At 77.0% G+C, this 13,873-nt stretch carries 14 protein-coding genes and 1 riboswitch; of the genes, 13 read left to right on the forward strand and 1 reads right to left on the reverse strand.

Annotation, left to right across the window (positions count from 1 at the left end; translation table 11 throughout):
- The first annotated feature begins 35 nt into the window (after positions 1 to 35).
- The 13 genes from OOT42_RS09920 (at position 36) to OOT42_RS09980 (ending at position 12,634) form a co-directional block, all read left to right on the forward strand.
- On the forward strand, positions 36 to 2,135 hold the full coding sequence (locus tag OOT42_RS09920; protein ID WP_273654814.1) for a primosomal protein N': 2,100 nt from the start codon (positions 36 to 38) through the stop codon (positions 2,133 to 2,135).
- Entirely contained in the window at positions 2,132 to 2,770 is a 639-nt protein-coding gene (locus OOT42_RS09925; protein WP_273654689.1) for an HAD family hydrolase, read from the forward strand. The genes OOT42_RS09920 and OOT42_RS09925 overlap by 4 nt, the downstream gene beginning before the upstream one ends.
- 10 nt (positions 2,771 to 2,780) lie before the next feature.
- Entirely contained in the window at positions 2,781 to 3,725 is a 945-nt protein-coding gene (gene fmt, locus OOT42_RS09930; protein WP_273654690.1) for a methionyl-tRNA formyltransferase, read from the forward strand.
- A complete protein-coding gene (locus OOT42_RS09935; RefSeq protein ID WP_273654691.1) occupies positions 3,722 to 5,332 on the forward strand; it encodes an RsmB/NOP family class I SAM-dependent RNA methyltransferase in 1,611 nt (536 codons plus the stop codon). The genes fmt and OOT42_RS09935 overlap by 4 nt, the downstream gene beginning before the upstream one ends.
- A gap of 59 nt (positions 5,333 to 5,391) precedes the next feature.
- On the forward strand, positions 5,392 to 6,048 hold the full coding sequence (gene rpe, locus OOT42_RS09940) for a ribulose-phosphate 3-epimerase (RefSeq protein WP_273654692.1): 657 nt from the start codon (positions 5,392 to 5,394) through the stop codon (positions 6,046 to 6,048).
- A 133-nt stretch (positions 6,049 to 6,181) separates the two neighbouring features.
- A riboswitch (FMN riboswitch) is annotated at positions 6,182 to 6,317 on the forward strand.
- 82 nt (positions 6,318 to 6,399) lie between these two features.
- Positions 6,400 to 7,536: a bifunctional diaminohydroxyphosphoribosylaminopyrimidine deaminase/5-amino-6-(5-phosphoribosylamino)uracil reductase RibD gene (gene ribD, locus OOT42_RS09945; protein ID WP_273654693.1), complete on the forward strand. Its 1,137-nt coding sequence runs from the start codon at positions 6,400 to 6,402 to the stop codon at positions 7,534 to 7,536.
- Position 7,537: 1 nt separating this feature from the next.
- Positions 7,538 to 8,161: a riboflavin synthase gene (locus OOT42_RS09950; protein WP_273654694.1), complete on the forward strand. Its 624-nt coding sequence runs from the start codon at positions 7,538 to 7,540 to the stop codon at positions 8,159 to 8,161.
- Complete coding sequence (ribB, locus tag OOT42_RS09955; protein WP_273654695.1) at positions 8,158 to 9,513, forward strand: 3,4-dihydroxy-2-butanone-4-phosphate synthase; 1,356 nt, start codon at positions 8,158 to 8,160, stop codon at positions 9,511 to 9,513. Before OOT42_RS09950 ends, ribB begins: the two co-directional genes overlap by 4 nt.
- Positions 9,510 to 9,974 carry a 6,7-dimethyl-8-ribityllumazine synthase gene (gene ribH / locus OOT42_RS09960; protein WP_273654696.1) on the forward strand — a complete coding sequence of 155 codons (465 nt, stop codon included), beginning with the start codon at positions 9,510 to 9,512 and terminating at the stop codon, positions 9,972 to 9,974. Before ribB ends, ribH begins: the two co-directional genes overlap by 4 nt.
- A gap of 1 nt (position 9,975) precedes the next feature.
- Positions 9,976 to 10,677: a nicotinamide riboside transporter PnuC gene (gene pnuC, locus OOT42_RS09965; protein ID WP_273654697.1), complete on the forward strand. Its 702-nt coding sequence runs from the start codon at positions 9,976 to 9,978 to the stop codon at positions 10,675 to 10,677.
- A 362-nt stretch (positions 10,678 to 11,039) separates the two neighbouring features.
- Positions 11,040 to 11,303 carry a phosphoribosyl-ATP diphosphatase gene (locus OOT42_RS09970; RefSeq protein WP_273654698.1) on the forward strand — a complete coding sequence of 88 codons (264 nt, stop codon included), beginning with the start codon at positions 11,040 to 11,042 and terminating at the stop codon, positions 11,301 to 11,303.
- 42 nt (positions 11,304 to 11,345) lie between these two features.
- Complete coding sequence (hisG, locus tag OOT42_RS09975; RefSeq protein WP_273654699.1) at positions 11,346 to 12,194, forward strand: ATP phosphoribosyltransferase; 849 nt, start codon at positions 11,346 to 11,348, stop codon at positions 12,192 to 12,194.
- The gene (locus OOT42_RS09980; RefSeq protein ID WP_273654700.1) at positions 12,182 to 12,634 is read left to right on the forward strand and encodes a PH domain-containing protein; all 453 of its coding nucleotides are present in this window, start codon (positions 12,182 to 12,184) and stop codon (positions 12,632 to 12,634) included. The genes hisG and OOT42_RS09980 overlap by 13 nt, the downstream gene beginning before the upstream one ends.
- 83 nt (positions 12,635 to 12,717) lie before the next feature.
- On the opposite strand, the gene OOT42_RS09985 is transcribed toward OOT42_RS09980, so the two are convergent.
- The gene (locus tag OOT42_RS09985; RefSeq protein WP_273654701.1) at positions 12,718 to 13,866 is read right to left on the reverse strand and encodes a DUF3866 family protein; all 1,149 of its coding nucleotides are present in this window, start codon (positions 13,864 to 13,866) and stop codon (positions 12,718 to 12,720) included.
- Between the last annotated feature and the right edge of the window lie 7 nt (positions 13,867 to 13,873).

Here is a 13,873-nt window from a genome sequence, read left to right on the forward strand (position 1 = left end):
GAGCCGGAGCCGCCCCGGGTGACGGGGCCGTGGACGTGACGGCGGGCGAGCAGCTCGTCCTCGACGGGGTGCCCGGACCGCGCCGTCGCGCTCGCCCACGTCTGGGCGCCGCCGACCTCGAGCCCGCCGAGCGGCTGCCCGTCGCGCGGGTGGCCGTCGACCTGTCGCCGCCGCACCTGGACCGCACGTTCGAGTACCTGGTGCCCGCCCGGTTCGACGCGCAGACGGTCCCCGGCGTGCGGGTCAAGGTCCGGTTCGGCGGGCAGGACGTCGACGGGTACGTGCTGGACCGCGCGGAGACGGCCGAGCACACGGGCCGGCTCGTCCCGCTGCGCCGGGTCGTCTCGGCGGAGCCCGTGCTGACGCCCGCCGTGCTGGCGCTCGCGCGCGCGGTCGCGGACCGGTGGGCCGGGACGCTGTCCGACGTGCTGCGCCTCGCCGTGCCGACGCGGCACGCGCGCGTCGAGGCGGAGACGTTCGCCGTGCCCGACGGCACCCCGACGGCCCCGGCCGCGGGCGCCGACGCGTCCGCCTGGTCGGCCTACCGGGGCGGACCGGCGTTCGTGCAGCACGTCCTTGCCGGCGGTGCCCCGCGCGCGGTGTGGACGGCGCTGCCGGGTGCGCCGGGGGAGCGGTGGGAGGACGCGGTCGCGCAGGCCGTCGCCGCGTGCGTGCTCGGCGGCCGCGGCGCCCTGGTCGTGGTGCCCGACGCGCGCGACGTCGTGCGGGTCCTCGCCGCGCTCGAGAGCGCGGGGGTGCCCGCCTGGTCGCCCGAGCGGACCGGCGGTGCGGTGCGGCTCACCGCGGACGACGGGCCCGCGCCGCGGTACCGGTCGTTCCTGGCCGCGCTGCGCGGCGCCGCCGACGTGGTCGTCGGGACACGCGCGTCGGCGTTCGCACCCGTGCGCGACCTCGGCCTCGCGGTCTGCTGGGACGACGGCGACCCGCTGCACGCCGAGCCGCGCGCGCCCTACCCGCACGTGCGCGAGGTGCTCGCGCTGCGCTCCGACCTCGCCGGGTGCGCGCTGCTCGTCGGCGGGCACGGCCGGACCGTCGAGGCGCAGGCGCTCGTCGCGTCCGGGTGGGCGCGCGAGGTCGCGGCCGACCGTGCGACGACGCGCGCCCGCACCCCCCGGGTCCAGGCGCTGACGTCCGTCGAGCTCGCCCGGGAGGGGCCCGCCGCCGCCGCGCGCCTGCCGTCCCCGGCGTGGCGGACCATCCGCGACCGGCTCGCCGCGGGACCGGTGCTCGTCCAGGTGCCGCGCGCGGGCTACGTGCCGGTCCTCGCATGCGGGCGGTGCCGCGCGGACGCGCGCTGCGGCACGTGCCACGGCCCGCTCGGGATCACCGGGCAGGACGGCGTGCCGACGTGCCGGTGGTGCGGGCGGCTCGCGACCGCGTGGCGCTGCGACACGTGCGGGGCGACCGCGCTGCGCTCGGTGCGCGTCGGGTCGGAGCGCACCGCCGAGGAGCTCGGCCGCGCGTTCCCGGGCGTCGCCGTGCGGGTCTCGGGCGCGCGCGCGTCGGGCGGCGTGCTCGACCGTGTGCCCGACGCGCCCGCCGTCGTCGTCGCGACGCCCGGCGCCGAGCCCGTCGCGCCCGCGGGCTACGCGGCCGCGGTCCTGCTCGACGCCGCCGTCGGCACCTCGGGGGCCGGTCTCGGGAGCGCCGTGTCGGCCCTGCGGCGCTGGCTCACCGCCGCCGCGCTCGTGCGGCCGGCGGGCGACGGGGGGACCGTGCTGCTCGTCGGTGACGCGCCGGAGCGGCCCACGCAGGCCCTCGTCCGGTGGGACCCCGCCGGACTCGCCGAGCGGGAGTCCGCCGAGCGCGCCGAGCTCGGGCTGCCGCCCGCGGTCCGCGTCGCCGCCGTCACCGGACCACGCGACGCGGTCGAGGCCCTCGTCGGCCGGATCGAGCTCGACGACGTCGACGTGCTCGGTCCCGTCCCCGTGCCGGCGACCCCCGGCAAGGGGCCGTCGACGGCGCTCGAGCCCGACGTGCGCGCGCTCGTCCGGGTGCCCCGCACGCGCGGCGCGGCGCTCGCCCGCGCGGTCGCGGCGTCCCTCGCGACCCGCAGCGCGCGGCGCGAGGGTGGCACGCTGCGCGTCCAGCTCGACCCGGCGGACCTGCAGTGAGCGTCGTCGTGCTCGACCTCGGCAACGTCCTCGTGCGCTGGGACCCGTACCGCGCGTACGCGGGCCGGATGTCGCGCGCCGACGTCGACCGGTTCTTCGCCGACGTCGACTTCGCGACGCTCAACCACCGGCAGGACGCCGGTCGCCCGTGGGCCGACGCCCGCGCCGAGGTGCTCGCGACGCACCCGCAGCACGTCGACGCCCTCGACCTGTACGTCCGGCACTTCGCCGACACGCTCCCGGGCCCTGTGCCGGGCAGCGCCGAGGTCGTCGACGACCTCGCCGCCGCGGGCGTGCGGCTCCTCGGGCTGACGAACTGGTCCGCGGAGACGTTCCACCACGCCGCGCCCGCCGCACCCGCGATCGGACGGCTCGAGGCCGTGCTCGTGTCGGGTGAGGTCGGGCTCGCGAAGCCCGACCCCGCGATCTTCCGGCTGCTCGCCGCACAGTTCGACGTCGACCCCGCCGACGCCGTCTTCGTCGACGACTCGCCCGCGAACGTCGCCGCCGCGCGCGAGGTCGGGTTCCACGGGATCGTCTTCACCGACGCGGCCGCGCTGCGCCGCGACCTCACCGCCCGCGGGCTCCTCGGCCGCGGCCCCCTCGACGCGGGGACCGCCGCCGACGCCACCTAGGATCGTCGGCATGCGACTGCTCTTCGCCGGAACCCCCGCGGCCGCGGTGCCGTCGCTCGAGGCGCTCCTCGCCTCCCGGCACGAGGTCGTCGCCGTCCTCACCCGCCCCGACGCCCGCTCGGGCCGCGGTCGTACGCTGCACCCCAGCCCCGTCAAGGAGCGCGCGCTCGACGCCGGCGTCGAGGTCCTCACCCCCCAGCGGCCCCGCGACGAGGAGTTCGTCGCCCGCCTGAAGGAGCTCGCCGTCGACGCCGCACCCGTCGTCGCGTACGGCGCGATCCTGCCCGCGAGCGTCCTCGACGTCCCCACCCACGGGTGGGTCAACCTGCACTTCTCCGTCCTGCCCGCGTGGCGCGGTGCCGCACCCGTGCAGCACGCCCTCATCGCCGGCGACGAGGTGACCGGCGCGACCACGTTCCGCATCGAGCAGGGCCTCGACACCGGCCCCGTGTTCGGCACGCTCACCGAGACCGTGCGTCCCCGCGACACCGCGGGCGACCTGCTCGAGCGGCTCTCCCACGCGGGCGCCGGCCTGCTCGTCAGCACCCTCGACGCCATCGAGGACGGCATCCTCAGCCCCGTCCCGCAGCCCGCCGACGGCGTCAGCCACGCCCCGAAGATCGAGGTCGACGACGCCCGCGTCCGCTGGACCCACCCCGTGCACGCCGTCGACCGCCGCATCCGCGGCTGCACCCCCGCACCCGGCGCCTGGACGACGCTGCCCGACGGCGCCCGCCTCGGCCTCGGACCCGTCACCCCCGCACCCGACGTGCACGACCTGCGGCCCGGCGAGCTGCGCGTGACCAAGCGCGACGTGCTCGTCGGCACAGGCGGGGGCGCCGTCCGCCTCGGGCTCGTCACCCCGCCCGGCAAGCGCCCCATGCCGGCCGCCGACTGGGCGCGCGGCGCGCGACCCGCCGACGGCACCGTCCTCGGAGCGGAGGCCGCCGCATGAGCCCGGCCGACCGCCCCGACCGCGACCGGCCCGCCCGAGACGGCGACCGGCCCGCCCGAGACGGCGACCGGCCCGCCCGAGACGGCGACCGCAGCCGCGGCGCACGTCAGCGCCCCGACGCCGCGGAAGGCCGCGACGCCCAGGGCCGCCAGCGCGGCGCCGCCCGCCGCGAGGGCCGCTCGACGCGCACCACGTCCGCGCCGTCCCAGCGCCGCCGCAGCACCGACCCCGCCCGCCGCGTCGCGTACGACGTGCTGCGCACCGTCGCCGAGGGCGACGCCTACGCCAACCTCGTCCTGCCGCCCCTCCTGCGCGAGCGCCGGATCACCGGCCGCGACGCCGCCTTCGCGACCGAGCTCGCATACGGCACCCTGCGGCTGCGCGGCCGCTACGACGCCGTCCTCGAGCTCGCCGCCGCCCGCACCACCGACACGATCGACCCGCCCGTGCTCGACGTCCTGCGGCTCGGCGCGCACCAGCTCCTCGGCATGCGCGTCCCCCCGCACGCCGCCGTCTCCGAGACCGTCGGCCTAGCACGCGACGCCCTCGGCGCCGGCCCCGCGCAGTTCGTCAACGCCGTCCTGCGCCACGTGTCCCGCGAGCCCGCAGACGCGTGGGAGCAGCGCATCGCCGACGCCGCGGGCGAGGACCCCGTCGCCCGCCTCGCCGTCGTCGGCAGCCACCCCCTGTGGGTCGCCCGCGCCCTGCGCGAGGCGCTCGCGGGCGACGGCCGGCCCGTCGACGAGCTCGGCACGCTCCTCGACGCGGACAACACCGCACCCCTCGTGACCCTCGTCGCACGGCCCGGCCTCGCCGACGTCGACGAGCTCGGCGCACCCGCCGACGGTCCCGCACCACTGTCCCCGACGGCCGTCGTCCTGGCGGGCGGCGACCCCGCGTCCGTGCCCGCCGTGCGGGAGGGACGCGCCGGCGTGCAGGACGACGGCAGCCAGCTCGTCGCGCTCGCGCTCGCGGCCGCACCGCTGGAGGGCCGCGACGAGCGGTGGCTCGACCTGTGCGCCGGGCCCGGCGGCAAGGCGGCGCTCCTCGCCGCCGAGGCCGCGCGGCGCGGGGCGCGGCTCGTCGCGAACGAGGTGCAGCCGCACCGCGCACGGCTCGTGCGGCAGTCGCTGCGCGCGGTCCCCCCGGAGGCCGTCGAGGTGGTCCGCACCGGCGACGGCCGCGTCCTCGGCGACGACGACCCCGCCGCGTTCGACCGCGTGATGGTCGACGCGCCGTGCACCGGTCTCGGGGCCCTGCGTCGTCGCCCCGAGGCGCGGTGGCGGCGCACCCCCGCCGACCTCGCGGCGCTCACCGGACTGCAGCGCGACCTCCTGGGGTCGGCGCTGCGCGCCGTGCGTGTGGGCGGCGTCGTCGCCTACGTGACCTGCTCGCCCCACCTCGCGGAGACCCGCCTCGTGGTCAAGGACGCGCTGCGGGCGGCCGCGAAGGCCGGCATCGACGTCGAGCGACTCGACACCGCCGCCGTCGTGCGGGACGTCGCACGGCGCGACGTCGACCTCACCGACCGGTCGCACGTGCAGCTGTGGCCCCACGTGCACGGCACGGACGCGATGCACCTGACGCTCCTGCGACGCACGTCCTGACCCCACGGCACCCGCGGACCGCCCCGGCGGGCGGCGCCCCGGCTGGCTACGCTGACCGCGTGCCCGCCCTCATCAACCCGAGCATCCTGTCCGCCGACTTCGCCAACCTCGAGCGCGACCTCGCGGCCATCGCCACGGCGGACTACGCGCACGTCGACGTCATGGACAACCACTTCGTCCCGAACCTCACGCTCGGGCTCCCCGTGGTGCGGCGCATCGCCGAGGTCTCGCCCGTCCCGCTCGACGTCCACCTCATGATCGAGGACGCCGACCGGTGGGCCCCCCAGTACGCCGAGGCGGGCGCGGCCTCCGTGACGTTCCACGCCGAGGCCGCCCAGGCCCCCGTCCGGCTCGCCCGCGAGCTGCGGTCCGGCGGCGTGCGCGCCGCCGTCGCCCTGCGGCCCGCGAGCCCCGTCGAGCCGTTCCTCGACCTGCTCGCCGAGGTCGACATGGTCCTCGTCATGACCGTCGAGCCCGGCTTCGGCGGCCAGTCCTTCATCGAGGGCACCCTGCCCAAGATCCGCCGCACCCGCGCCGCGATCGACGCCGCCGGGCTCGACACCTGGGTGCAGGTCGACGGGGGAGTGGCACGCGACACGATCGAGCGCATCGCCCAGGCCGGCGCGAACGTCTTCGTCGCCGGCTCGGCCGTCTACGGCGCGGACGACGTCGCGGCCGAGATCGCCGCCCTGCGCTCCCTCGCCGACGGCGCCTGAGCCGCCGCGCAGCACATCGCCGCCCCGACCGGCACCGCGGACGGACGGCCGGTCCGGCACCTGAGACAGGCAGGACGCGCCTCGGTCGGGAATTCCCCGTGTGGCATGATCGTTGGCGCAGTGCAGAACACGAACACGTGCTCCGGGGTCGGTGTAATTCCGAGCCGGCGGTGACAGTCCGCGACCCGCACGGTCCTCAGGGACCGGGCGGTTGACCTGGTGGAACTCCAGGACCGACGGTGAAAGTCCGGATGGGAGGAAGTACGTGGCGGGGCGACGCTCGGCGTCGTCCCGTGGCAGGACTCACCCTCCTGCGCGACCCCGGGGCTCGACGGCGCCCGGAGGTGAACCATGACGAGCACGGCGACCGGTGCGCCCACCCCGCCCGCCGTCCCCGGAGCGGCCCCCACGAGCGCGGCCCCCGAGGACACCGTCACCCCCGCCGAGACCGCCGCCCTGCGGCAGGCGCTCCTCGTCGCCCGCCGCGGCCCCCGGCACGGGCCCAACCCCCGCGTCGGCTGCGTCCTGCTCGGCGCCGGCGGCGCCGTCGTCGGCGAGGGCTGGCACGCCGGCGCCGGCACCCCCCACGCCGAGGTCGCGGCACTCGCCGACGCCGCCCGCCGCGGGCTCGACACCACCGGCGCCACCGCCGTCGTCACCCTCGAGCCCTGCAACCACACCGGTCGCACCGGACCCTGCACCGAGGCGCTCCTCGCCGCCGGCGTCCGGCGCGTCGTCGTCGCCGTCCCCGACCCCAACCCCGTCGCCGCCGGAGGCGCCGACCGCCTCCGTCAGGCCGGTGTCGACGTCGTCACCGGCGTCCTGCAGGACGAGGGCCGCACCCTCCTCGGCACCTGGCTGCGGTCCGTCGAGCGCGGGCGCCCCTTCGTCACCCTCAAGCTCGCCACCACGCTCGACGGGCGCGTCGCCGCCGCCGACGGCACCAGCCGCTGGATCACGTCCGACGTCGCCCGCCACCACGCCCACGACCTGCGCGCCGAGGTCGACGCCATCGCCGTCGGCACCGGCACCGTCCGCACCGACGACCCCGCCCTCACCGCACGCAACGCCGCCGGCGAGCTCCACACCGACCAGCCCCTGCGCGTCGTCGTCGGTCACCGCGACATCCCCGCCGGTGCACGCCTGCACGGCCCCGGCGGCGAGCTCCTCCACGTCCGCACCCACGACCCCGCCGAGGTCCTGCGCGTCCTCGGCGAGCGCGAGGTCCGCCACCTCCTCGTCGAGGGCGGCCCGATCCTCGCCGCCGCGTTCCTCCGCGCCGGGCTCGTCGACGAGGTCCACGCCTACGTCGCCCCCGTCCTGCTCGGCGCCGGACCCGCCGCGATCGCCGACCTCGGCGTCACCACCCTCGGCGACGCCGTCCGCCTCACCACCCGCAGCGTGCTGCCGCTCGGCCCCGACGTCCTCGTCGTCGCCACCCCCGAGCCCCCGCCCACCCCGACCCCCCAGCCCACCCAGGAGGCCTGAGATGTTCACCGGCATCGTCGAGGAGCTCGGCACCGTCGAAGCCGTCGAGCCCGGCACCGACACCGACGGCGTCGTCACCGACGCCCGCCTGCGCGTCCGCGGCCCGCTCGTCACCTCCGACGCGCGCCCCGGCGACTCCATCGCCGTCAGCGGCGTCTGCCTCACCGTCACCGACCTCCCCGGCGACGGGACCTTCACCGCCGACGTCATGCCCGAGACCCTGCGCCGCACCGCCCTCGGCGACCTCACCACCGGCACCACCGTGAACCTCGAGCGCGCGCTCGCGGTCGGTGGCCGCTACGGCGGCCACGTGGTGCAGGGGCACGTCGACGGCGTCGGCACCGTGCTGTCCAGGACGCCGGGTCCGCGCTGGGACGACGTCGAGATCGGGCTCGACCCCGCGCTCGCGCGGTACGTCGCCGAGAAGGGCTCGATCACGGTCTCCGGCGTCTCGCTCACGGTGACGCACGTCGGCGACGACTCGTTCGGCGTCTCGCTCATCCCCACCACGCTCGCGGTCACGACGCTCGGCGCCCTCGCACCCGGTGCACGCGTCAACCTCGAGGTCGACGTGCTCGCGAAGTACACCGAGCGCCTGCTCGCCACCGCGGGGGCCGCCCGGTGAGCGACGTGCGGCTCGGCACCGTCGAGGACGCGCTCGACGCGCTGCGCGCCGGCCGGCCCGTGCTCGTCGCCGACTCCCCGGACCGGGAGAACGAGGCCGACGTCATCCTCGCCGCGCAGTCCGCGACCCCCGAGTGGGTCGCGTGGACCATCCGGCACTCGTCCGGGTACCTGTGCGCGCCCATGCCCGCCGCCCGCGCCGACGCCCTGGACCTGCCGCTCATGGTCCCGCACAGCCAGGACCCGCGCCGCACCGCGTACACGGTCACGGTCGACGCCGCCACCGGCGTGACGACCGGCATCTCGGCCGCCGACCGCGCCCGCACGCTGCGCGTCCTCGCCGACCCCGCGTCGGGGCACGAGGACCTCATCCGCCCCGGCCACGTCCTGCCCCTGCGTGCGGTGCCGGGCGGCGTGCTGCACCGTGCCGGTCACACCGAGGCCGCCGTCGACCTCTGCCGCCTCGCCGGTCTGGAGCCCGTCGGCGCGATCGCCGAGCTCGTGAACGACGACGGCTCGATGACCCGCCTCCCGGACGCGTCCGCGCTCGCCGAGGCCGAGGGGCTCGTCCTGCTGACGATCGGGGACATCGTCGCGTGGCGCACCGCGCACGACGACGTCGAGCCCCCCGTCACGGACGTCCGACCCCTGCGCGACCGGGTGCACGCGACCCACACGGCCTACCTGCCCACCCGGCACGGCGACTTCCGCATCCACGGGTACCGCGACCTGCGCACCGGCGACGAGCACGTCGCGCTGGTGCCGACGAGCGGGCTGGCCGCGACCCCCGTCGTGCGGGTGCACTCCGAGTGCCTCACGGGTGACGCGTTCGGCTCGGCGCGGTGCGACTGCGGTCCGCAGCTCGACGCCGCGCTCGAGCTCGCCGCGGAGCAGGGCGGCGCCGTCGTCTACCTGCGCGGGCACGAGGGCCGGGGGATCGGCCTGCTCGCGAAGGTCGCCGCGTACGCGCTCCAGGACGAGGGCCGGGACACCGTCGAGGCGAACCTCGACCTCGGCTGGCCCGCCGACCGGCGCGAGTACGGCGCCGCGGCTGCGATCCTCGCGGACCTCGGGGTACGCCGGGTGAGTCTGCTGACGAACAACCCCGCGAAGGTCGCCGGCCTGCGCGCGCACGGCATCGAGGTCGCGGAGGTCCGCGGTCTGGAGGTCGGCCGCACACCGCAGAACGAGGCGTACCTGCGCACCAAGGCCACGTCGATGGGGCACCTGCTGCACCTGCCCACCGGCGCCCAGCGCGACCCGATCACCGTCCGGCCCGTGCTCGCGGCCCCCGCGACGCCGGGCGCCGACACCACCGACCACGCGTTCGAGAACCTGGAGGACCTGGCATGAGCGGTGCGGGAGCACCCACCCTGACCGTCGACGGGACCGGCCTGCACGTCACGGTCGTCGCCGCGAGCTGGCACACGACCATCATGGACGGGTTGCTCGCCGGCGCCCGCCGCGCGCTCGAACGGGCCAACGTGACCGACGTCCGCGTGGTGCGCGTGCCGGGCACGTTCGAGCTGCCGGTCGCCGCCGCGGTCGCCGCGCGGACCTCCGACGCGGTCGTCGCGCTCGGCGTCGTGATCCGGGGCGGGACGCCGCACTTCGAGTACGTCTGCCAGGGCGCGACGCTCGGCCTGACCGACGTCGCCGTCCGCACCGGCGTGCCCGTCGGCTTCGGTGTCCTCACGTGCGACGACGAGCAGCAGGCCCTCGACCGCGCCGGCCTGGAGGGCTCGCACGAGGACAAGGGTGCCGAGGCCGCGGAGGCCGCCGTCGCGACGGTCGTCGCGCTGCGGGGCCTGTGACGTGGGACCGCTCGGCTGGCTGTTCGACGCCACGCTGACGATCGCCGGCCACGACATCCTGTGGCGGGAGATCGTGGGCAACCTGTTCGGCCTCGCGTCCGCCGTCGGCGGGCTGCGTCGCCGCGTGTGGGCGTGGCCCGTCGGCATCGTCGGCAACGTCCTGCTGTTCACGGTCTTCCTCGGCGGCGTGTTCCACACGCCTCAGCAGACCGACCTGTACGGGCAGGCCGGCCGACAGGTGTTCTTCGTCGTCGTGTCCGTCTACGGGTGGGTGCGGTGGCGGCAGTCGCAGCGCGTCGCGCTGGAGCACGGCGCACCCGCCGACACGCCCGCGGTCGTCCCGCGCTGGGCCGGACCGCGGGGGTGGGTGCTCATCGGGAGCGTCGCCGTCGTGGGGACCGTCGGGTTCGCCGCCCTGTTCTCCGCGCTCGGCTCGTGGGGTCCGTGGGCGGACGCCTGGATCTTCGTCGGGTCGCTGCTCGCGACGTACGGCATGGCGCGCGGCTGGATCGAGTTCTGGCTCATCTGGATCGCGGTCGACGTGGTCGGGGTGCCGCTGCTGGTCTCGGCCGGCTACTACCCGTCGGCCGTGCTCTACGTCGTGTACGCGGGGGTCGTGGTCTACGGCTTCACGGTGTGGCTGCGCGCCCGGGGCGAGGAGCAGGTGGTCGAGGCGGGGGAGCGGCGCGAGGTCACCGCCTGATTTCGACCCGTGTGCGCGGGCCGCGGCCCTCCGCATGTCGGTCGGCCGGGGGAGCGGTCGCACGTCCCGCGTCCGCCACACTCCCTCGCCGTACCCCCTGCACTCGCCGTGGGCGGGGTAGGGCGGCGTAAGGGGGCAGGGCGGCACAGCGCGGCACAGCTCGGCACAGACGGCCAGCACGGCCTCCGGCGCGTCCGGATTGCGTGATAACAGGCCAATGCGTCCACGACGCCCGAGATGCCCGCACTCCCTCGCGCCTCCGATGTCTCACCACGGTCGTCGCGATGCCCGGACGAGGGGAGGACGCCTGACAGGCGGACGGGGGACGGGTCACCCCGGACGCGCGTCTAGGCTTGTCCGACGTGAAGACCTTCGACGCCCTGTTCGCCGAGCTCGCCGAGAAGGCGGCCACGCGCCCCGCCGGCTCCCGCACGATCACCGAGCTCGACGCCGGCGTCCACGCCATCGGCAAGAAGATCGTCGAGGAGGCCGCCGAGGTCTGGATGGCCGCCGAGCACGAGAGCGACGAGCGCACCGCCGAGGAGATCTCCCAGCTGCTCTACCACCTGCAGGTGCTCATGCTGGCCCGCGGGCTCACGCTCGACGACGTGTACACGCACCTCTGAGCCTCCCGCCCCGCCCGCGCCGACACCCCCGATAGGACCCCCGTGCTGAGGATCGCCGTCCCCAACAAGGGCTCGCTCTCCGAGCCCGCCACCGAGATGCTCCGGGAGGCCGGGTACCGCCAGCGCCGCGACTCCCGCGAGCTGGTGCTGCCCGACCCGGACAACGGCGTCGAGTTCTTCTTCCTGCGTCCCCGCGACATCGCGGTGTACGTCGGGGCGGGGACGGTCGACGTCGGCGTCACCGGCCGCGACCTGCTGCTCGACTCCGAGTCCGCCGCGGTCGAGCACCTCGCGCTGGGCTTCGGCCGGTCGACGTTCCGCTGGGCCGCGCCCGTCGGCGAGATGAGCGACGTGTCGCACGTCGAGGGCCGCCGCGTCGCCACCTCGTACCCCGGACTGGTGGCCGCGTACCTCGCGGAGCGCGGCGTCAGCGCCGCCGGGATCGTGCGCCTGGACGGCGCGGTGGAGACCGCGACCCGCCTCGGGGTCGCCGACGTCATCGCCGACGTCGTCGAGACCGGCACGACCCTCAAGGCCGCCGGGCTCGAGATCTTCGGCGAGCCGATCCTGCGCTCCGAGGCCGTCCTCGTGCGCCGCTCGGGCACCGACGAGCCCGCGGGGCTCGACGTCCTCACGCGTCGCCTGCAGGGCGTGCTCACGGCCCGCGAGTACGTGCTCATCGACTACGACGTGCCGCTCTCGCTCGTCGAGCAGGCCGTCGCCATCACGCCCGGCCTCGAGTCGCCCACCGTCTCGCCGCTGCACAACCGCGAGTGGGCCGCGGTCCGCGCGATGGTGCAGCGGTCGCAGACGAACCGCGTCATGGACGCCCTCTACGACCTCGGTGCGCGCGCGATCCTCGTCACGTCGATCCACGCGTGCCGCCTGTGACGGTCGCGGTGGCTGCCCCGACGGTGTTCCGGCCGCGGCTCGCGCGGCTGGTGACGCTCGCGCTGGCCGTGGCGGTGCTGGTGCTGACGGCCGCGATCATCGTGGCGCTCCCCAACGCCGGGCCGCTCGACCGGGCCGGCTTCGCGGTCGTCGGCATGCTCATCGCGTGGTTCTGCTGGCGGCAGGCGACCGTGAGCGCCCGCGCTGACGACGACGGCCTGACGGTGCGCAACCTCATGCTCACGCGCCGGCTCGAGTGGTCCGAGATCGTCTCCGTGCGGTTCGGCCACGGGCGGCCGTGGGTGCAGCTCGACCTCGCGGACGGTGACACGCTCGCCGTCATGGGCATCCAGCGGGCCGACGGCGAGCTCGCGGAGGCGGAGGCGCGGCGCCTCGCGACGCTCGTCGCGGAGCACACCCGCACGCACCGCGACGACTGAGCCCCGCAGGTGCGCGCGGGAGCACGGCGCGCACGAAGACGCCGCCACGGTCCCGACTCGGCCCGGCGTTCAGCCGGTTCGCGTCAGTCCGTGGGACCGAGCAGGTCCACCGCGTGCACCCCGGCGACGGCCGCCGCGAGGAAGGCTGCCGGGTCGTCGTCCAGCCCCCGGCCCATCGTCGACAGCCGGACGGGCGTGCCCGTGAGCGCGCTCAGGAGGTCGGGCCCGGCGTCGACGTCGACGAGACGGTGGCGCCCGTGCGGCGCGGTGAGCGCGGCGACCTGGTGGCGCACGCGCCGCCCGAGCGCGTCGAGCCCACCCTCGGGATCGGGGTCGAACACGGGCACCGGCACGTCGGCGGGCGCGAGCGCGACGCGCCCGTACGCGGTGAGCGAGTGGTGCGAGACGCCGAGGTGGCGTTCGCGCGGGTCGGCGCCGCTGACGCGCAGCGACGCGACGGGTCGGCCCCGGAGCGTGGCGGCGGCGTTCACGGCCTCGCCCGCCGCGACGCCGGAGAAGCCCCACCGGGTGCCGGTGCCGAGGTTGCCGGGTCCCTGCGCGACGACGACGAGGTCGGCGCCGACGACGTGCCGGGCGGCGAGGAGGCCGGTGTGGACGGTGACGGCCTCGTGGTCGCCGCCGAAGGCCTGCCCCGTCGTGACGCAGGCGTCGATCCAGCCGGCGTCGCGGAGGCCGGCGACGGTGCGGGAGAACCAGGCGGGGAGCGCGCCCCCGTCGGTCATGACGTAGGCGACCGTGGGCGCGACGCGGCCGGCCCGGGCGGCGGCGTACCGGGCGCCGGCGACGATCGCGGGGAGCGCCGAGTGCAGGTCGGCGACGACGACGGGGAGGCCGTCGAGGTCGTCCGCGTCGCGGAGCGTCTCGTGGTGCGGTGACTCCTGGTCGTCGACGCCGAGAACCATCGCCTGGAGTGGGGTGTAGCGGGCCTTGACGAGGTGCCCGGGGCCGGGTGGCGGGTCGGCGGGCAGGTCGCCGCCCGGGGCCGCGACCAGCGCGTACCCGCCCGTGCCGAGCCCGCGGGCCAGCGCGGAGACGTTGAGCAGGACCCGGTCGCCGACGGCGGGGGAGCCGACGAGGTCGGGGTAGGCGAGCGCCCGGACGGTGTCCGGCAGCGTGCCGGTGCCCGGGTCGTCGAGGGCCACCGTGAGCTCGTGCGCGCCCGGCCAGGCCGTCCCGCTCGCGACGACGACACCCGAACGCCACGTGATCACCGCCCCA

Origin of the sequence: Cellulomonas fimi (assembly GCF_028583725.1) — a bacterium.
In the GTDB taxonomy this organism is placed as follows: Bacteria; Actinomycetota; Actinomycetes; order Actinomycetales; family Cellulomonadaceae; genus Cellulomonas; species Cellulomonas fimi_B.

Excerpts from the sequence above, each read along its gene's own strand:
- fmt (WP_273654690.1), top strand. The coding sequence starts at position 2,781 with ATGCGACTGCTCTTCGCCGGAACCCCCGCGGCCGCGGTGCCGTCGCTC.
- OOT42_RS09935 (WP_273654691.1), top strand. The coding sequence starts at position 3,722 with ATGAGCCCGGCCGACCGCCCCGACCGCGACCGGCCCGCCCGAGACGGC.
- ribD (WP_273654693.1), top strand. The coding sequence starts at position 6,400 with ATGACGAGCACGGCGACCGGTGCGCCCACCCCGCCCGCCGTCCCCGGA.
- OOT42_RS09950 (WP_273654694.1), top strand. The coding sequence starts at position 7,538 with ATGTTCACCGGCATCGTCGAGGAGCTCGGCACCGTCGAAGCCGTCGAG.
- ribH (WP_273654696.1), top strand. The coding sequence starts at position 9,510 with ATGAGCGGTGCGGGAGCACCCACCCTGACCGTCGACGGGACCGGCCTG.